Source organism: Legionella brunensis, from assembly GCF_001467025.1.
In the GTDB taxonomy this organism is placed as follows: Bacteria; Pseudomonadota; Gammaproteobacteria; order Legionellales; family Legionellaceae; genus Tatlockia; species Tatlockia brunensis.
Genome location: NZ_LNXV01000006.1, coordinates 12,027 through 31,387 on the forward strand (window position 1 = coordinate 12,027; position 19,361 = coordinate 31,387).

Below are 19,361 nucleotides of genomic sequence, written 5' to 3' on the forward strand. Positions count from 1 at the left end.
ATCCACCTCTAATGTAAATCCTGTAATCGAGTTACCGTTTCTCGATCCTCATATTTCATAGCTAAACACGCAGCTTCTGCCCCAGATAAAGTGGTAGTATAGCTAACCTTATGCTGTAATGCATTGCGCCTGATAGCAAAAGAATCAGCTGTTGCTTGCTTACCCTCCGTAGTATTTACAATAAAATCGATTTCATTATTTTTAATGAAATCTACCACGTGGGGTCTGCCTTCTGCCACTTTAAACACTCGACGACAATCAATTCCAGCCGCTTGTAACACTAACGCAGTTCCTCGTGTTGCGATAATTTCAAATCCAAGTTGAATAAGTCGCTTTACGATTTCCCCTACACGTGCTTTATCAGCATCGCGTACTGACACAAAGGCGCGTCGTCGCTTAACGATATTACAACTCGCACCTAATTGTGCCTTAGCATAAGCTTGTCCGAAGCGTCTAGCAATACCCATAACCTCTCCTGTTGATTTCATTTCTGGCCCCAGAATGGAATCAACACCGGAAAATTTAATAAAAGGAAACACTGGCAACTTAATAGAATAGAAAGCAGGCATAGGATAATGCATGCTCAAACCCTGCTGTTTCAAAGTTTCCCCCACTTTACAACGCGCAGCAATCTTTGCCAGGGGTAGACCTGTAGCTTTAGAAACAAAAGGAACTGTCCTTGAGGCTCGTGGATTAACTTCAAGAACATAAATATCATCGGCCTGAATAGCAAACTGGGCATTAATCAATCCCACTACTCCTAATTTCAATGCTAATTGGCGAATTTGCTCCATTAAATCTTGTTGTACAACGACACTTAAACTAAAGGGCGGTAGGGTACAAGCAGAATCGCCCGAATGTATGCCGGCTTGTTCAATATGCTCCATGATGCCACCTATCAACACGTCCTCACCATCACAAATGGCATCAATATCCACTTCGATAGCATCATTGAGAAATTTATCCAATAAAACAGGTGAATCATTAGATACAGCAACAGCCTGTGACAAATATTGGCGCAAATCTTCTTCCTGATACACAATTTCCATGGCCCTTCCCCCCAGAACATAGGAAGGTCTTACAACCAACGGGTAACCAATATGTTTGGCAAGCTCAATAGCTTCAGCCTCACTACGCACAGTACCATTAGCAGGTTGATGCAAATTCAGTTCTGCGACAAGCTTTTGAAAACGCTCTCTGTCCTCTGCTTGGTCAATTGCGTCAGGAGAAGTACCGATAATCTTGACGCCATTGGCTTCGAGTTCTCGAGCCAATTTCAGTGGGGTTTGCCCACCATAGTGAACAATTACCCCTGCAGGGTTCTCGACAGCAACAATGGATAACACATCTTCAAGTGTTACAGGTTCAAAGTAAAGACGATCTGAGGTATCAAAATCAGTGGACACAGTCTCAGGGTTGCAATTCACCATAATAGTTTGATAGCCAGCCTCCCTTAAAGCCATGGAAGCATGTACACAACAATAATCAAACTCAATTCCCTGCCCAATACGATTAGGGCCACCACCTAAAATCATAATTTTTTTCTTATCTGTTTCAGGTTTTGCTTCACAAACTGTCTCATAGCAAGAATAAAGATAGGCAGTATCGCTAGGAAACTCCCCTGCACAAGAGTCAATGCGTTTATAGACCGGCGTTACCCCTAACTCTAAACGGTGCGCCCTGACTTGTTCTTCACTGCTATATACTAATTGAGCAAGATAAGCATCGGAAAATCCGCGTCGCTTAAATTGGCGCATCGTCGTTTTATCAATTTCATGAAGAGCTTGACCGTGAAGGGTGTTTTCTAATAAGACCAGTTCTTGAACCTGATTTAAGAACCAGGGATCAATCCTGCTTTCCTGATGGATTTCCTCAAGTGATAGATCATGACGAAATGCATCAGCAATATACCATAATCTATCCGGGGTAGGTTCCCGTAAATGACCACGGAGTCGCGCCATATCCCCTTTCTTAAATAAAGGTTCTAAACCTGAGCGTCCAATTTCCAGACCACGGATTGCCTTTTGTAAGGACTCTTGGAAGTTGGAGCCAATGGCCATAACTTCCCCAACCGATTTCATTTGTGTAGTCAGGGTTGGAGACGTCTGAGGGAATTTATCAAAATTGAAGCGTGGAACCTTAGTAACAACATAATCAATTGTAGGCTCAAACGAGGCAGGTGTCTTCCCGCCGGTGATTTCATTAGCAAGCTCATCCAAGGTATAACCAATCGCAAGTTTGGCTGCTATCTTAGCAATAGGAAACCCTGTTGCTTTAGACGCTAGAGCTGAACTTCGCGACACACGAGGGTTCATCTCCACAACCAACATCCGTCCATCCTGTGGATTCACCGCAAACTGGACATTTGAGCCACCGGTATCTACACCCACTGCTCTTAAAACCTTAATGGCTGCATCACGCATGCGTTGAAATTCTTTGTCGGTCAGTGTTTGTGCTGGGGCGACAGTAATAGAATCTCCGGTATGAACCCCCATGGGATCAAAATTTTCAATAGTACAGACAATAATGCAGTTATCATTTTTATCGCGTACCACTTCCATCTCATACTCCTTCCAACCGAGTACAGATTCATCAATCAGCAGTTCATGAGTAGGCGATAACTCCAGGCCGCGAGAGCAGATTTCTTCGAATTCCTCGCGATTATAAGCAATTCCTCCGCCGCTCCCCCCCATAGTAAATGAAGGACGAATAATTGCGGGGAAACCTAATTGTGCCTGCACCTGAAAAGCCTCTTCTAAACTATGAGCTATTGCAGAACGAGGCATTTCCAAACCAATTTTTTTCATCAACTGACGAAATTTTTCTCGATCTTCCGCTTTGTCAATTGCCTCTCGAGTGGCGCCAATCATTTCTACTGAAAATTTAGCCAAGACGCCTTCCCGCACTAAATCCAAGGCACAATTAAGAGCAGTTTGCCCACCCATCGTTGGTAGTAAAGCGTCTGGACGCTCTTTTTCAATAATACGGGCGACTTCTTGCCATTGAATCGGCTCTATATAAGTGGCATCAGCAAGCTCAGGGTCCGTCATAATGGTTGCCGGATTGGAGTTGACCAAAATTACGCGATAGCCTTCTTCTTTGAGAGCTCGAACTGCCTGGGTTCCAGAGTAGTCAAACTCACAAGCTTGACCAATGACTATAGGGCCTGCACCAAGAATAAGAATGGATTGAATATCAGTTCGCTTTGGCATAGTAACTACAAAAAAAGAGTAAAGTGGCCTAGTTTACCGATTTTTGCCTAAAGATTATACCCACTTGTTTGATTTTACTGCGATCGCATAGATTGAGCTAATAGAAAATTCAAACCTCTCATTCTCAAACATTATTTCTATTAATAGTTTAACCTGGAAATATTATTCAAGCTTGGGAAATCATGGTTTGAAGTAGCTTCGAGTGGAAATTTCCAAACCGCAAATCAAGTACGGTAGGCATCTTACTGTTTCAATAGGTGCTCCCTTTATCCCTTCGATGCCAAAACATCATCAGAGCTTAACGAAGCAACCGATAAAGCCTTGTACCAGGCTAAAAATAATGTTAGAAATCAAACGGTCCTATTCTCAGAAATAGAACTTTAGGTTCGGGTTTTTATAATTCAATTTTTGAATTATAGATAGGGTAAACAACACTATCTATTTAGGCTAACGCCTATTTTCAAAAAATATTACCATCAAAAATGAGATTTTAATTATGTTAAATAAATTATTTGCTGTCTCTTTTTCTACGCTTGTCTGCTTTGCAGCCTACGCAGAAAATGATTTGTCTTGTAAGGTTGAGTTTGCTGTTTCTACACCACCTGTACAATTGATTCATAGCGTCGCTTTTAATGTTAATTCTGTAGACAGCACAGGCCCAAATAAATCGCTAACAGTTCGCGGTGGCAGTGCCCCACAAACTATCGACAGCATTGCTTGTTTTAATGCTTATACAATTAGTGCAACCCTCTATTCGACACCTTCAAATTTAGCCACATCACCTATTGGCCAATGCACTTTGAAAGCTGGTGATGTTTCTTTTAATAATTCAGGGGATAGCGTATCTGTGGTATTTCCGAATGATTTTATTTGTAATCAAGGCTAGAACAAAGGCAGATAATTTATCTGCCTTTTATTTTATCGATAGTAATTATGCAATTTAGCCCACAAGCTACCCCATACTTCATGCATAGCAATACTTAAATAGAAAAGATTATAAGGGTTAGGAAGATACATTTTTCCCCAACGCTCATCATTCCAAAAATAAGTATAATCTGTAGGCGCGGCTATTGGATGTAATCCTTGTGCAAGACAAAGAGTCATTGAGCGATACATATGAATCGCTGAAGTAACTAAGTAGAACGGCTCGTCTTTAACAAACATTTTAATCGCTTTGGCCTCATCAGCAGTATTAATAGAAGTTGTTTCAAGAACAATATTGGTTTGAGGTATAGAAAACCAGGAAGCTATTTGGGCAAGACGCAAGGCTTCTGGCATCTCAAAACCATACCCTCCCCCTGATAATAACAATTTAGCTTGGGGTAATTCTCGATACAAGCGAACACCTTCTAGCAGCCGTTTAATACTCGCTGAATTTAACAAAGCATTGACAGGCTTATCATCCATTTCGGATTGACCACCACTAAATACCACTACCCAATGAACAGTAGGATCAATTTTTGTAACCGCAGGATATTGATCTTCCAGATGACGAGTTAAGGCTTTCGGCAGCCATCCTGTACTAAAAATAAAAAATAAACAAAGTACAAACACAAATCCCCAACGAACCAAACGATTGTTACCCTTCAACCACAATAGCGTTAAAAAAATTGCAAACAACAACAAGCAAAGAAAGAAAGGATTTAAAATCATCTCAAGTAAATGACGTACAAGAACCATTATTTTACTCTACGCATTAGATAAAAACCCAATAAAGCAAATAAAAATGTAGGACCAATGGCGGCAATCTCCGCAGGCAATTGGAAAACCTGACTAACAGGACCAAAAAAGCGATTAATAAGATGGAAACCAAAACCAACAGTAGCTCCAGCAACAATTTTAGAGCCCATCGTTGAAGACCGAAGTGGTCCAAAGATAAAAGGAATAGCAAGCATCATCATGACAGCCGTTGTTAGCGGTTGCATTAGCCGTTGCCAATAGGCTAATTGATAATTTAAAGCAGTTTGGTGGTTTTGTTTTTGGGCACGTAAAAATTGACGTAACTCTTGCAGAGTCATCTCATCGGGTTCGTTGCTACTTACACGCAAGATATTTGGCTTTACAGACACATCCCAAACCATTTGCGGGATTTTTCGAGCGACTGTTTTATCATTCTCAATCACTGTTTCGCTAATACCGTAGGCATGCCATTGGTTATTGGCATAAGTAATTTTGGCGATTTTACGGGCAAGGCGCATATGATGCTCCTTGTCAAAATGAAATTGATAAACATTCTCTAAAGTATTACTCGCAAGGATAGTACCAATGGCAATAAAATCATTCTCATTGCGTAACCAAATTCCATGGGCAGTTCTTAATGTTTGTCCTCCACTTAAGGCCTGCATCTTTTGATCATTTCCCCATTGCGACAGTTTAGGCACAATGGTTTCACCAATAACCGTAACGAATACTATAACCATCAATGCTGCCTTTAGTACTGCCAATGTGACTTGTCCAATCGACATACCAGCCGCACGCATCACCACCAACTCACGATTATTAGCCAGGATGCCTAAACCAATTAAACATCCTAATAAGCTTGCTAAAGGAAAGAATAAGTAAACTTGATAAGGCATTTGTAAAAATACAAAAAGCGCGGTTTGCAAAATGCCATAATCAGCCTTGCCTATATCGTCTAATTGATTCACAAAAAGAATAAAGATTTGTAAACCTGCAAGCATTAATGTGACTAATGCAATAGCAGAAAGTACCGTTTTGGCGATATAGCGATCTAGAAGTTTCATGATAGCTTTACCCTATTACGCCAAATTAAAAATAAACCAATCAAAGCAACTGAGAGATGTAGCCACCAAATACCTATCCACAATGGAATCCTACCCGCAATTATCCAATCACGTGAAACAAACATAAAATTCGCATAAATAATAAAAAGAACGATAGCGGGTAATAATTTTGCATACTTTCCCGAACGCGGATTAACCCGACTTAGAGGGATAGCAACCAATGTTAATACGAACACCATGATGGGTAATGATAAACGCCATTGTAATTCTGCAGCTTTTCGTAAATCCGAATTCGCAAAAGGGAACAAGCTTGCTGTAGTTGCCGTCCGAATATCATCATGCGCTGTGAGAGTAGGATGCGGTAACCTTATTTTATACTCTTCAAACTGAGCCACCTGATAATTCGCATGCCCGGGCAAGCCTTCATATTCCTTACCCTGCTGCAATACAATGTAATCCTCATAGGTCTTGGGATCAGTTTCTGCATAAGCCCGCTCAGCCCAGAGAATATCCCACTGTGGTACCTGGTCTTTAGTAACTTGGCGTGCAAGAAAAACATGTTGTGCTTTTGTATGATTCCGAGTCATCGATTCAACATAAAAAACCTGCTTACCGTTGGCTATTTGGCGAAATCGCCCCGGAACAATTGTTTGAATTAAAGTCTGTACTCCTGTAGTTTTCATCAATTTAGTACGCTCTGTGGCAATAACTGGGCTTACCCAAAGCATGATTACCGTGACCAACGCAGCAACTACTGTCGCCATAATGAAGCTATGTTTGATTAATTGCGAAGGACCATAACCACAAGCTTGCAGAACTATCATTTCACTTTCTGCATACAAACGTCCATAAGCAATTAGCAACGATGTATAGAAACCCAATGGCAATAACAACCCCATAAGATTAGGTAACTCCAACATCATTAATTTCATAATAATCACAGCAGGAATATTACCCGCGGCAGCACGATTAAGGTACTGCACAAATTGATTACTCATAAAAATTAACAATAATATCGCCGTTAGAGCGGTTAGAGTTATAAAAACTTCTTTGGCTAAGTAACGAAAAATCAGCACAAGGTTATCTCTAAGTAGTGGAATTGCATAATGACCCTAGGTAAACTAACAGTTTTAGCTCAGGATAGGAAGTATAATGAATTATGGTCTTATCGAGAATCCCTCATTAAAAACCAGTGAATGCTTGGTTTTAGGACTATTTGCGGATGAAAATTTTAGCGAATTTGCCAAAATTCTGGACAAGCAATATCAGAGCCTCATTGGTCGTTTATTTAACAAGTTACCAGAAAATGGCGATTGGCTATGGCAAGCGGATATCGACGGTCATAGTTTGATGCTTTTAAATTGTGGTAAGAAAACAGAATTTAATGCCAAGAATTTGCGCAAGCGTTTGAGCGATATCGTTCCAGCCCTCCTCAAACAACGCATCACCGCAGCCACTATTTGCTTACCCCAAGTTTTTGAACGAAGTGCTAATTGGCAAGTTGAGCAGATGCTTTTGCAAATAGATGCTCAACTCTATCAGTCATTGGCCTTTAAAACAAGTAATAGCAAGCCGCATGCTCTTGAATCTGTGCAATTTTGTTTATCAGGAGCAACAATTAAATCTATAAAAGAAGCCGCTGCAATTGCAGAAGGTATCAAATGTACACGCACTTTAGCTGACCTACCCGCCAATATCTGTACCCCTACTTATCTCGGTGAACAGGCTGTGCAATTGGCAGGACAGCATGAGAACTTAACTGCTAAAATTTTGGGGCCTGAAGAAATGCAAGCCATGGGTATGGGTGCTCTGCTAGCAGTAGCACAAGGCAGTATCCAGGAGCCTCGTCTTATTGAAATGAATTATTGTGGCGGTGGTGACACGCCTCCGATTGTCCTGGTCGGAAAAGGAATCACTTTTGATTCAGGAGGCTTATCCTTAAAACCTGCTAACGCGATGGATGAAATGAAATATGACATGTCAGGGGCTGCAAGTGTATTCGGCACTATCAAAGCCTGTGCGCTTCTAAAACTACGTGTCAATCTCATTGGTTTGGTTGCCAGTGCAGAAAATATGCCCAGTGGCTCAGCAGTAAAGCCTGGCGATATTATTACCTCCATGTCAGGTCAAACTATTGAAATTCTAAATACCGATGCTGAAGGTCGATTAGTTTTAGCCGATGCTTTAACCTATGCAGAACAACTTAAGCCATCTCTGGTTATTGATATTGCAACGTTGACGGGGGCAATGATCATAGCACTTGGCTATGTTACAACAGGCTTTATGACTGAAGATGAAGAGTTAGCTTCACAAATTCTGGCTGCTGCAAAAGATAGCGACGATAAAACCTGGCGTCTGCCTTTAGATGAGAGCTATCAAGAAGCTTTGGATAGCCCCATGGCCGATATGATTAATGCCTCTTTTGACCGAGCAGCCGGAGCCATTACTGCTGCTTGTTTTCTTTCACGATTTACAAAAAAATACCGTTGGGCCCATTTAGACGTTGCTGGTACTGCCTGGATTTCAGGTAAAAAGCGTAACGCTACCGGTCGCCCTGTTCCTTTACTTATTCAGTTGTTACGCCATGTCGCCAATTCGCGTTGATTTTTATTTATTAAATAGTCCAGAAGATTCGGCACGTTGGTTGCTAGCCTGCCGTCTTCTTGAAAAAGCTTATGTACGTGGCCATCGTGTCTTTGTGTATTGTGAAACCGAGCAGGAAGCTCATCGACTCGATGAATTACTTTGGACTTTCAAGGATAATAGTTTTATTCCTCATAACTTACAGGGCGAAGGTCCTGAACCGCCTCCCCCAATACAAATTGGTTATCAAGCAGAACCTCGAGGATTTAATGATATTTTATTAAGCCTTAGTCAGGAAATTCCTGCTTTTTACTCTCGTTTTCAGCGTATTATGGAAATTGTCATTAACAATGACGCCGCGAAGGAATTAAGCCGCAAACGTTATAAAGAATATCGCGCCAAACAATGTGCATTACACACACACGAGATAGAATAGCATTGGCTAGATTAACTATTCTGAATAGGGCGTTGCCTAATCCAGAATAGCCTCTTAATTGCATCGGTAAGTCCTATTCTTTACCATAAACCTTGGATAGATAATGAGCCACTGCTCTCAATCCCATAGCTTCTCCTCCTTCCGGCCTGCCAGGCTTAGATGAAATATTCCAAGCCATGACATCAAAGTGAGCCCAGGCAATAGAATCTGGTATAAAGCGTTGCAGAAATAATGCAGCAGTAATCGCACCGGCATAGGGAGAGGAGCTCGCGTTAGCGACATCGGCAACACTAGAATCAAGCATTGAGTTATAACCAGCAAATAGGGGTAATCGCCATATTGGATCATTTGTCATAGCAGATGAAATGGATAAAGACTGCGCAAAACCATCATTATTACAAAACATTGCCGCAATTTCAGTCCCAACTGCCACGCGGGCAGCGCCGGTTAAAGTCGCAAAATCAATTAATAACTCCGGAGATTCTTCACAAGCTTTGACGATAGCATCCGCCAAAACCAAACGTCCTTCCGCATCAGTATTATCAACTTCAACGGTTAAACCATTGCGCATAGTCAAAATATCCCCTGGACGAAATGCATCTGGACCAACCGCGTTTTCCACAGCAGGAATGAAAACTTGCAAGCGAATCGGTAATTGCTGCTTCATAATCCATTGAGCTAAACCAATCGCATGAGCGGCTCCGCCCATGTCCTTTTTCATTAGGCGCATCGCACTCGCCGGTTTAATATCCAATCCACCACTATCAAAACAGACTCCTTTCCCCACTAAAGTAACCTTAGGATGTTTTTCATCTCCCCAAGTTAGACATAACAATCGTGGAGCTTTTGCTGATGCCCGACCAACAGCATAAATTGTGGGAAAATTATTTTTGATAAGCTCATCCCCTATCCATTGTTGGAAATCTGCATGGTTCTCCTTGGCTATTTTATCGACAACTGCGGCTAACTCTTCAGGGCCCAAATCATTAGTAGGTATATTGATCAAATCTCTAACAAGAAAGATGGCATCTACTTCAGCAAAGAGTGCAGGTAGCTTCCCTTCATCAACTATCAAGATATTCGGAATAATTTCCTGTTTTTTGTACTCGGTAAACCTATATTGCGCAAGCGCCCAAGCGACAGTAGCACTTTGTGATAGCTCTTGCTGAGGCAGATAGCAACCTGGCGGCAATCGCGATGCAGCACATGCAGCAGCGAGAACTTCCTCTTTATTGCCTGTCCCCAAATAAACTTTGGTGAGTACTCCATCTTGATTAGTAATTAGACAAATATCCCCCGCCTTCGCTTTAAACTGCTGAAGCTTTAAGAAATTGTTCTCTGCTGACGTCACAGTCTCTAAGCCTTGCTCCCATTGGACTTGGCTAATTAAGAATAAGGGGATTGCTTTGTCAGAACTGGTTTCATAAAACATTTTTGCGTGCATAGCTACTCCTTCATGTGACCACGAAAATGAGCCGGGCGAACTCCGACCAATCGCAGACCTACCAGATAAATAATTACTGCAACAGCGACATGCCCAAGCAGCAGAGATAAACGCCAAAAAGGGGTCTTGGCTAGCCAAAAATTGATATCACCAATCACCATAAATAAATACCCAGCTATCGCAAAGTTAGCAAGACACAACTGAAGTACAAATTTTGGCCAACCAGGAGAAGGCTGATAAATTCCACGACGAATTAATAAGACAAGTAAGACACCGCAGTTAACATAGCCTGCCAAAGCAGACGCTAAAGCAAGTCCTGCATGAGCTAATGACCAAATTAACAATAAACATAAAAAGCTGTTTACTATCATCGCCAAAGCCCCTACTTTAACCGGCGTTTTAATATCTTGTCGTGCATAAAAACCGGAGGCAAGTACTTTAACCATCATGAACGCAGGAACCCCAGAACTAAGCGCAATAAGGCTCTTCTGGGTTTGTAGTAAATCAACCGCAGTAAACTTGCCATAAGCAAAACAAGCTGCGATCAGAGGCATTGAAAACATAGCCAAACCTAACCCTGCAGGAAGACCAATCAGTAAGATTAAACGTAAGCCCCAATCCAGTGCACGTGAATATTTTTCACTACTCTGCTCTGCATGTCGCCTGGATAAATGAGGTAAAATAACCGTCGCGATAGCAACACCAAATACGCCTAAAGGAAAATCAGTTAATCTATCGGTGTAGTATAACCACGTCACACTTCCTACTTTTAAAAACGAGGCAAAAATAGAATCCACCATTAAATTAAGTTGAGCGATGGATACACCAAACAATGCAGGAACCATTAATTTTAAAACACGTTTTACCCCTGGATCACTCCAAGATAACTTGGGGGCCACTAATAATTTCCGCTGATATAAAAAAGGAAGTTGAAATAAAAGTTGGGCAATTCCTGCAATCAAGACCCCCCAGGCCAAACCTACTACTGGTTGTTCTAATTGTGGGCATAAGTACAGAGCTGCCAAAATCATACTGATGTTAAGTAATACTGGCGTAAATGCTGGTACACCAAAATAGCCATAGGTATTTAGTACAGCACCTGCCAAAGCTGTTAAAGAAACCAACATTAAAAAGGGAAAAGTTAAACGTAGCATTTCGATGGCTAACGTAGAGCGCATGCTATGCTCACCAAATCCAGGAGCAAATAGCCAAATAATAACTGGGGCACCTAAAACACCAATGACGGTAACCAGAGAAAGAACCACCCCTAACTGGCCAAAAATACGGGCAATAAATTCACGAACCTCCGCAAAGGGACGCTGTTGTTGGTATTCTGCCAAGACAGGTACAAAAGCTTGCGAGAAAGCACCTTCTGCAAATAAACGACGCATAAAATTAGGAATTCGGAAAGCCACATAAAATGCATCCATTCCGGCTTGAGCACCAAACAATTGGGCAATAAGCATATCACGAATAAACCCCACCATGCGTGAGATGAGAGTCATCGCTGACACAAGCGTAGTAGAACGTAAAAGACTTTGTCGTTTAGGTATCATCGTTTCAATCGCAGACATGATGCAAATAAAATAAAAAAGAATGCCCTATGATATACTCTGACAAGCCAAATTTATAATTTTTGCAGAAAAAGATTTTTAAAACTCTAAAACAATACCTTAGAGATTACTGTCTAAAGACTTCTTCAAGAAAATCAGGTAAATTGCAGATAAAAAGGACTTCTCATGACACCATCAATCGTTGACATCGCATTCTATTCTCTTTGGGCTGGATTAAGCATGATTGTAGGTGGGGTAATCGCTAGTATATACCAACCAAGTGACAAATTAACGAGTGCTACTCAGCACTTTGCCGCGGGCGTGGTCTTTGCAGCAGTAGCTAAAGAACTGCTTCCTAAACTGGGTATTGGAGAAACCCCTTTCCCCTTAGTGATTGGCTTTTCTTTAGGCGTTATCAGCATGCTTTTTCTTAAAATGCTTGCTAATAAATTAACTGAAGAGGAAGAACGTGGAACGGGAGTTTCTCTAGGTTTAATCAGTGCTGTGGCCATTGATTTGTTTATTGATGGTATATTAATCGGTATTGCTTTTTTAACGGGCACCAAAGGAGGCTTATTAATTGCTATTGCCCTAGGAATTGAGGTTCTTTTCTTAGGTATCTCAACTACAGCTACTTTAGGTAAGCGTGCTGTAACTGCAAAAACCAGACTCATTTTAAGCATACTCCTTGCATTATTAATCCCCATAGGAAGCGTTTTAGGTGCTTTTTTACTTGCCAAATTTCCACCATCTATCACTGAAGCTCTTTTAGCGTTTGGCGTTGCAGCGCTACTTTATTTGGTTACAGAAGAACTTCTCATAGAGGCTCATGAGCATGATGTTGAAACTCCTTTTATTACAGCCTGCTTCTTTATAGGCTTTTTATGCATTTTACTGCTAGAAAATGTGGCAGGATAAGTATTATTGACCAAGAGTGCTCTATCTCACTACTTTGTCATGTTAGTCCCTGTCTATATTGACAAATTCTAACACATTGTGCATGATCGTCATCTTTTGTGACATCCTGAAATGAGTGGAGATTTTTAAGTGGCGAATATTAAATCAGCGATCAAGCGTGCCCGTCAAAACGTTAAACTGCGTCAACACAATGCCAGTGCACGTTCTATGTACCGCACTTATGTTAAAAACGTTGTTAAAGCCGTTGAAGCAGGCGATCAAGAAGCTGCTCGTGCTGCTTATGCTAAAGCACAGCCTATTATCGATAAAGCTGCTGGTAAAGGCCTAATCCACAAAAACAAGGCTGCTCGAATCAAAAGCCGTCTAAGCGCCAAAATCAAAGGAATGGCTGCTTAATTCTGTCTTTTCCATCGCTCTAATCCGCAAACACCCGAACCGGAATTTGCCGGTTCGGCTCTTGTAATTTCACTTTTGCGATAGTATCAGCTAACTGAGAATGTCGTTGAAATTTTTGCGGACGAGCGACTTATCATTTTAATCTTACATATATCCCCCAACATCTTTTTTACAATTGTTGTAATTTACTGCTTGTGCGTAATAATCCCTTAATACAAATAATCTAAAATTATCATTGATTAGAAATTGAATTGGTTTTGTATCATGCCTAAGAAATTATCCTACCAAGAATATTATTCAGGACAAATGCATTTTATTGATCGCTACATCAGGAAAGATTTTCGGCCTGAGGATAACGCGCGATTACAAAGAATTAAACAATTGCAGGCACAACAGTCTATTTATTTCCTGGATGAATTTCTTGATATAGAACCTGGCAAAGAATTGGAAACCACGAGAATTGGTTACAAGCCTCTAGACTCAGCAAATTATTCCCCCAAAGAACTCGTTTTAGCACCCGATGCCAGTGAAATTAAACCAGAAAATCGACGTTTAAGCCGCAACAGGTTAGTTTATGGACCTGTTGATTTTTACTTAGGAAGTCAACTTGAAGACCCCATAGAGATTCCAGTCATTACTGCCTGTGCTCCAAATATGATGGGTACATCCCAAGTTGATTTAAATGAGTTTTCAACAGGTGGCAGTAATAATCGTCAATTAAAATTAGATGTTTATCAAAAAGAGTGCGATAAACTTGCTGACTTTATAGTAAAAGCCGCTAAAGATAACGGTCAGGAACGATTAATCATGCCTGCTTTTGGTGTCGGAGTTTATATTAATAAACTCGATCACCCTTCTAAAGAAATGGCAAGAAAAGCGATGTATATAGCTTTTGCCACTGCTGCTGACAAATATAAAATTAATATCGATTGGATTGTATGGAAAGGTGATCATAACCCGGAAGCAGCAGCAAAAAAACTAGCAAGCTATGCTCCTCATAGTACCTTTATGAAACCCAAGGTTCATGAGGACATGATGTTGTATGCTCAAGAATGTTATGGCAAGGAAAAAGTAGTCTTATTAAATCCAGGGAGTGACCGCACGATTGGTGGGGCTTATACCCATGAAAACCCTAAAACGCTTGAAGAGCAAATGGCTCAACAATCCGATTTAGTGTTCCTGCATTCTGAATTTAACCAACCCATGGTAGAAAAATTTAAAGTTGATTTCGCCCAACGGAAAAAAACACACAAAACATCCTCTACGCAATCGTCAACTCAACTAGACTTTAAAACATTAGCCGCTCAAATTAATGGCTATTTAGACATTAAAGCAACTACCTGGATATCACCAGCACTTGATGGTACTTATAAAGTCTCTTTCAAAAATAGAGATGATGCTCAAAAATTTAGCCAACTTTTAGAGGCCAACGATATTCGCGGTAGTTCTAATAAGCCTATAGCGGTACATTCAGATAAACCATATCATGTCCTTTATCTAACAGAACGTCAGTTAAGAGAAGTACCCTCACTAGATGTCAAAAAGTTAACAAGAAAGCAGACCTCTGATACGGATCTTGATTTTAAAACCACAGCTACAACTGTAGCTCAAGATATTAAAGTTCGCTTAGAGGTTAAAGAAGCACCCTGGATTTATCAAAGTGGCGAGAATTATAAGTTTTCTTTTAAAGATAAGAATGCGGCTCAAAGATTTAGCGATCTTTTAGCATCAAATGGTATTGTGGGCAGGCATGGAATGCCTAAAACTGTACAATCTGATGATAAATATCATGTGATTTATTTAACAGCTAGACAGTGGCAGCTAGTACCTCAATTAGAAAAAGCTCCAGAATATACCGCTAGAAAATCAGATCAACCATTTCCCAAACGTGATTTAAAACCCTTTGCTGCAAAAATTGGACAAGACTTAGGTCTTCAGGAGGCACCATGGGTCTTTGAAAATGGGGCTAGTTTCAAAGTTTCTTTCAAAGATGAAAAAGCTGCCCAAAAATTTAGCGAGCATTTAACTGCGAATAATATCATGGGCAAAGGTGGTAAACCCAAAACTGTCCAAAAAGACAAGCAATATCGTGTAATTTATCTAACATCAGATCAATTAGAAAAGATACCTACTTTAAAAGTTAAGGCAGCGGCTTCTGCGAATGAAGAGCAATATCAACCTGATTTAAATGTTGCAGCTCAACAAATCAAAGCGCTAAAAGTTGGCGAAACTCCAAAAATCCTCAAAAGGGGAGAGAATTACGAAGTTTCTTTTACAGATGCAACCGCAGCCAGTAACTTTAGAAATCTCTTAACATCCCATGGTATTACAGGAAGAGGTGGTAAACCAAAAACAATCCAAAGTGATAAGGAAGATCATCATAGAATTTTTTTAACCCCGACCCAATTAGCGCTAATACCAAACCTACAGGTTAAAGAAAGCAAAAAAATTGATCAACCATCAATAGACGTGGAAGTTCTAATACTTCATATAAGAAACTTAGGTATCAATGAAACTCCGATCATTACTGAGAAAAATGGTAACTATCAGATTTCCTTTCAAAATGCTAAGGCAGCCTTTGAATTTAGGAATCTTTTAAAATTTAATGGCATTACGGAAAAAGGCGGCTTGTCCAAAATCGTACAACAGGAAGGCCAATCTTTTGTGGTTTCCATGACTTCAGAAGAATTAGGGAAGATCTCTTCATGCAAAGCAAATCCTGATAAAGATTCGGGTGTGTCTGCTACTCAGCAAAAAAGCTCTCTCCAAGTCGATGCGATTATTCAAAAAATAGCTCTTAGTGAAGGAGACAAATATCAAAAACAAAAAATATTACTTCAAGAGATTGAGAGTCATAAATTATCCGTTGATGAGTTTAATATACTCTATATTCAGGTGAAGAGTCTGGATGATCTTTTAAATACTCATACAAACCCTAAACTGGATACTTTTTTTGGCATCAAAAATACTACCTCTTGGAGAAAAACCTTAGAGGAATTTAGATCAGCCGCTCTGGAAACTTTGTTTGAGCAAGTAGAACAGACAGCTAACTCTGAGGAGAAATTTAATCTCTTAGAATCAGCAAAAGAAATGCCCTTATTTAAAGAGCATCGTAATAATTCTGTTTTAATGGGAGCATGGGGACGAACCTCTGCAGTCAGAAAAATAGAGGAACAACAAGAAGAAATCTCAAAATCAAGACCCTCAATTGCTTAAAAAATAGACTCTCAAACCCTACTATTGTTTGGTCTGAGAGTCTCACCCCAATTAAGGATTTTTTTTATCTTTAGTTTCCAAAATTTTAATATCATCTACAAAACACTTTGTTTCACCCCGCCAAGGCATTACAAACTCTTCACAATGATAAAAAACTATCACATGACTATTGTTTTGCATGGCTAATTCCGCTTTATTAACCAGATCCGATTTAAATTGTCCTATCGTAAAATGAAATTCCCGACCAGTAGCTCCACTCGCATCTTCAAGACCACCACGAATCAGCTCTCCTTCATAAGTTCCCCAGTACTTACCTTCTTTAGCCACTTTGACTATCACACCTGATTTTTGTCCAGATTTTACAGTCCAACAGCCAGTTAACAGGCATGTGCTTACTATAAGAAATGACAATAATAGTTTTTTATACATCGTTCGAATCTTCCTCGTTTATATTGGTCATTAAGTAAATTGCAAAAATATTCTTTGTTTAGCTAAGGGGTATCAATACTTACTAATCCAGCGTAATACGGGAATATATTATTAGTCAATTTATAAAGTACCTATTATTCAAATATTTTCATTCTTTTAGACATAAAAAAAACAAATAAAAACATTAAGAATAGAGTAAATTTTATGCTTTTTTAGAAAATAAAATTACACCAAATACTATAATTAATGAATAAAACTATTTGTGAAGATGCTCAAATGCCAATATTCAAGCACCGCAAATTGGATCAGCAAAAAGATAAAGACAGAACACTTTATAAAGACCGACAGCGATTTACAGTAGGTGAGAAAAGAGGTCGCAGTGGCGGTGATGTTTCTGAAGGAAATTTTGTAAAGAATAAACAAGATAATAAAAAGAGTGAATATTTTATCGCCCCCCATGGTCACAAAGAATATTTCTTTATGGAAATCCTTAATCAATTAGGATTTAACACCCCCAAAACGCGTTTAACTGCAGCCAAAAAAGGAGATGCAGATTCTATTGCAACTCAAACTATAATTGGCTACATCCCCATGCATATTTTTTTAAAAAAATATTCTGGTTCAAATGAGGAATTTCAAAATTTAAATTCTCGATACAAATTAGATTTTAAAACTCAAGAGATTATAGATCTGCAATCCAATCAAAGATATAAAATTAGCGGTAATTTATTTGCCTCTGATGAAGGTGCAAAAATTTGTTGTGATGGAGACCTACAACCTGAAAATAGCAATATAGGACTAGTCAAAGTTGGAGACAGATTTTTTGCTCATCTTATTGATAAAGAATTGGCGAAATTTACAGGTGCAGAATATAGCGATATCAGCAAACCAGAAAATAATGAATACTCCCAGCTAGTAGATAAAAGAATATTTGATAATGAGTTATTTAAAAATGCTAGGAAAGATCAAAAATTGTATATTATTTCACAATTGAAATACGCAATTGATAGTGATGATATTAGGAAAATATTTTTTTCTAATAGAGTGATGAAAACTGGTAATTTTGATCCCGATGAAGTGGAAAAAGATTTTGAAAATTTCATGAAAACAGCTCAATCTGCAATTGTATTTTATGGTACTGAGATTGATGAGTTCAGACAAAGAGAAGCTGTTCGAAAAGAGTTAGCAGAAGAAATCATTAAAATCATCAAACCTTTTGGGGATTATAATGATTTAGAGGACCACAATGATTTGATCAATATCATTATGGAAGATCTAAGAGCACCCTATTATGAGAATTTATTCAATACTTATTTAAACAGCAAAACTGAAGCAGACAAAAATGAATTAATTAAGACCATTTGTGCCGATCAAATTCGGGAGTTAGAAGAACTCCGAGTTTACTCAGACAGCACTCAGAAAATGGCAGAGTTGAGTTCAAATTTAAGTCGCATATATCAACAAATTCCTCGGAACATCAATGAATTTTTAAAAAAAGAAAACCCACAAATTCATATTCCTGAGATAAAAGACCCAGCGACATTTACCCTGGAGGATCATGATCATGAGCATTATGCATTAAGAGTACTAAGTCAGGAATCAGAACCTATTATTGTTAATAAAATAGAGCTCCATAAATTTATAAAATCCTCACTTCCTGAGGTTCAAAAACTGGAAAGAGAACAAGAATTATCAATAGAAGCAACTAATCATGCGAATAAAAGCATAATACTTGATTTTTTTGTCAAGATTGCAAGTCATGGCCCCTATGAAAAATTGTACGATAAAATTGCAACATCAAAATATTTCTCAGATTATCAATCCCCTTCAACATCAACTCAACTGCAAGCTAACCAAGACACTATTTATGTTTCAACCAAGGATGGAAATGTTGAGATTAAAAAAAATGATTGGTCAAAAATAGCCGCAGACTTAACAAGAAAACCAACCCCTAATGAACTTAGAATTATGCAAGTTTCTGCCGCAATTGAAAAAGAGATTGAACGACTAGAAAATCGGGGTGTAACTGATAAGGCAGGCCCTAAAGCTCAAGCTATTCGCGAATCATTAACCCAAGCTATTAATCAATTTATAGATGGAAATTGTACGATGTCTGTGGAAGAGTTTCTTCATTTCAAAAATGATCCGCAATCTCACTCTATCTCAGATGCCTTAAAAATTAAACAAAGGACTTATGATTTCATAAATACACCAACTTCCATAAAAAATGTCACTGCTTTTAAGGAAAGAATTAATAAAATGAAAGATGAAGAAATTCAATCGCTAGAAACTCCATATTTGCACGGTATTAAGTAATAAGTGAAGGTTCAGCATCACTAATCTCGGTAGTGTTTAAATAACTGTGTCATCTCTTTTAACTTGTTATAATTTCAACACTTAAAAGAGGTGCCCATGAGTAAGAATAAAAAG

Annotated in this window: 14 protein-coding genes; 7 read left to right on the forward strand and 7 right to left on the reverse strand. The window is 39.2% G+C overall.

Annotated features, from left to right (window positions below):
- Positions 1 to 8: 8 nt before the first annotated feature.
- Positions 9 to 3,212 (reverse strand): carbamoyl-phosphate synthase large subunit, encoded by a 3,204-nt coding sequence (carB, locus tag Lbru_RS04375; protein WP_058440977.1) that lies wholly within the window; start codon positions 3,210 to 3,212, stop codon positions 9 to 11.
- A 496-nt stretch (positions 3,213 to 3,708) separates the two neighbouring features.
- Here carB and Lbru_RS04380 point away from each other — a divergent pair, with 496 nt between their 5' ends.
- A complete protein-coding gene (locus Lbru_RS04380; RefSeq protein WP_058440978.1) occupies positions 3,709 to 4,098 on the forward strand; it encodes a hypothetical protein in 390 nt (129 codons plus the stop codon).
- Positions 4,099 to 4,130: 32 nt separating this feature from the next.
- Here Lbru_RS04380 and Lbru_RS04385 read toward each other — a convergent pair whose 3' ends face one another.
- Genes Lbru_RS04385 through lptF form a run of 3 tightly spaced genes read right to left on the reverse strand, consistent with a single transcriptional unit; the run spans position 4,131 to position 7,032 of the window.
- Positions 4,131 to 4,892 carry a YdcF family protein gene (locus tag Lbru_RS04385; protein ID WP_058440979.1) on the reverse strand — a complete coding sequence of 254 codons (762 nt, stop codon included), beginning with the start codon at positions 4,890 to 4,892 and terminating at the stop codon, positions 4,131 to 4,133.
- Complete coding sequence (lptG, locus tag Lbru_RS04390) at positions 4,892 to 5,956, reverse strand: LPS export ABC transporter permease LptG (protein ID WP_058440980.1); 1,065 nt, start codon at positions 5,954 to 5,956, stop codon at positions 4,892 to 4,894. Before lptG ends, Lbru_RS04385 begins: the two co-directional genes overlap by 1 nt.
- Positions 5,953 to 7,032: an LPS export ABC transporter permease LptF gene (gene lptF, locus Lbru_RS04395; RefSeq protein WP_058440981.1), complete on the reverse strand. Its 1,080-nt coding sequence runs from the start codon at positions 7,030 to 7,032 to the stop codon at positions 5,953 to 5,955. Before lptF ends, lptG begins: the two co-directional genes overlap by 4 nt.
- A 76-nt stretch (positions 7,033 to 7,108) precedes the next feature.
- On the opposite strand from lptF, the gene Lbru_RS04400 reads away from it, so the two are divergent.
- Positions 7,109 to 8,560: a leucyl aminopeptidase gene (locus Lbru_RS04400; RefSeq protein ID WP_058440982.1), complete on the forward strand. Its 1,452-nt coding sequence runs from the start codon at positions 7,109 to 7,111 to the stop codon at positions 8,558 to 8,560.
- Complete coding sequence (locus Lbru_RS04405; RefSeq protein ID WP_058440983.1) at positions 8,541 to 8,975, forward strand: DNA polymerase III subunit chi; 435 nt, start codon at positions 8,541 to 8,543, stop codon at positions 8,973 to 8,975. Before Lbru_RS04400 ends, Lbru_RS04405 begins: the two co-directional genes overlap by 20 nt.
- A 73-nt stretch (positions 8,976 to 9,048) precedes the next feature.
- Here the strand turns inward: Lbru_RS04405 and Lbru_RS04410 are convergent, their stop codons facing one another.
- Both Lbru_RS04410 and murJ read right to left on the reverse strand, forming a co-directional pair.
- Complete coding sequence (locus Lbru_RS04410) at positions 9,049 to 10,419, reverse strand: leucyl aminopeptidase family protein (RefSeq protein ID WP_058440984.1); 1,371 nt, start codon at positions 10,417 to 10,419, stop codon at positions 9,049 to 9,051.
- A 2-nt stretch (positions 10,420 to 10,421) separates the two neighbouring features.
- Positions 10,422 to 11,993: a murein biosynthesis integral membrane protein MurJ gene (gene murJ, locus Lbru_RS04415; RefSeq protein WP_058440985.1), complete on the reverse strand. Its 1,572-nt coding sequence runs from the start codon at positions 11,991 to 11,993 to the stop codon at positions 10,422 to 10,424.
- 165 nt (positions 11,994 to 12,158) lie between these two features.
- On the opposite strand from murJ, the gene Lbru_RS04420 reads away from it, so the two are divergent.
- The 3 genes from Lbru_RS04420 (at position 12,159) to Lbru_RS04430 (ending at position 16,502) form a co-directional block, all read left to right on the forward strand.
- Positions 12,159 to 12,890: a ZIP family metal transporter gene (locus tag Lbru_RS04420; protein ID WP_058440986.1), complete on the forward strand. Its 732-nt coding sequence runs from the start codon at positions 12,159 to 12,161 to the stop codon at positions 12,888 to 12,890.
- Between the two features lie 129 nt (positions 12,891 to 13,019).
- Positions 13,020 to 13,286 (forward strand): 30S ribosomal protein S20, encoded by a 267-nt coding sequence (gene rpsT, locus Lbru_RS04425; RefSeq protein ID WP_058440987.1) that lies wholly within the window; start codon positions 13,020 to 13,022, stop codon positions 13,284 to 13,286.
- Positions 13,287 to 13,550: 264 nt separating this feature from the next.
- Positions 13,551 to 16,502: a hypothetical protein gene (locus Lbru_RS04430; protein ID WP_058440988.1), complete on the forward strand. Its 2,952-nt coding sequence runs from the start codon at positions 13,551 to 13,553 to the stop codon at positions 16,500 to 16,502.
- A gap of 51 nt (positions 16,503 to 16,553) precedes the next feature.
- On the opposite strand, the gene Lbru_RS04435 is transcribed toward Lbru_RS04430, so the two are convergent.
- Complete coding sequence (locus Lbru_RS04435) at positions 16,554 to 16,931, reverse strand: hypothetical protein (RefSeq protein WP_058440989.1); 378 nt, start codon at positions 16,929 to 16,931, stop codon at positions 16,554 to 16,556.
- Positions 16,932 to 17,177: 246 nt separating this feature from the next.
- Between Lbru_RS04435 and Lbru_RS04440 the strand changes: the two genes are divergently transcribed.
- Positions 17,178 to 19,247: a hypothetical protein gene (locus Lbru_RS04440; protein ID WP_058440990.1), complete on the forward strand. Its 2,070-nt coding sequence runs from the start codon at positions 17,178 to 17,180 to the stop codon at positions 19,245 to 19,247.
- Positions 19,248 to 19,361 lie beyond the last annotated feature (114 nt).

Bases quoted from the DNA above. Each gene is read 5' to 3' on its own strand.
- Lbru_RS04440 (WP_058440990.1), top strand. From the start codon at position 17,178: ATGAATAAAACTATTTGTGAAGATGCTCAAATGCCAATATTCAAGCAC.
- Lbru_RS04435 (WP_058440989.1), bottom strand. From the start codon at position 16,931: ATGTATAAAAAACTATTATTGTCATTTCTTATAGTAAGCACATGCCTG.
- Lbru_RS04430 (WP_058440988.1), top strand. From the start codon at position 13,551: ATGCCTAAGAAATTATCCTACCAAGAATATTATTCAGGACAAATGCAT.
- Lbru_RS04405 (WP_058440983.1), top strand. From the start codon at position 8,541: ATGTCGCCAATTCGCGTTGATTTTTATTTATTAAATAGTCCAGAAGAT.
- Lbru_RS04380 (WP_058440978.1), top strand. From the start codon at position 3,709: ATGTTAAATAAATTATTTGCTGTCTCTTTTTCTACGCTTGTCTGCTTT.
- Lbru_RS04420 (WP_058440986.1), top strand. From the start codon at position 12,159: ATGACACCATCAATCGTTGACATCGCATTCTATTCTCTTTGGGCTGGA.
- lptG (WP_058440980.1), bottom strand. From the start codon at position 5,956: ATGAAACTTCTAGATCGCTATATCGCCAAAACGGTACTTTCTGCTATT.
- murJ (WP_058440985.1), bottom strand. From the start codon at position 11,993: ATGTCTGCGATTGAAACGATGATACCTAAACGACAAAGTCTTTTACGT.
- Lbru_RS04400 (WP_058440982.1), top strand. From the start codon at position 7,109: ATGAATTATGGTCTTATCGAGAATCCCTCATTAAAAACCAGTGAATGC.
- Lbru_RS04410 (WP_058440984.1), bottom strand. From the start codon at position 10,419: ATGCACGCAAAAATGTTTTATGAAACCAGTTCTGACAAAGCAATCCCC.
- carB (WP_058440977.1), bottom strand. From the start codon at position 3,212: ATGCCAAAGCGAACTGATATTCAATCCATTCTTATTCTTGGTGCAGGC.
- Lbru_RS04385 (WP_058440979.1), bottom strand. From the start codon at position 4,892: ATGGTTCTTGTACGTCATTTACTTGAGATGATTTTAAATCCTTTCTTT.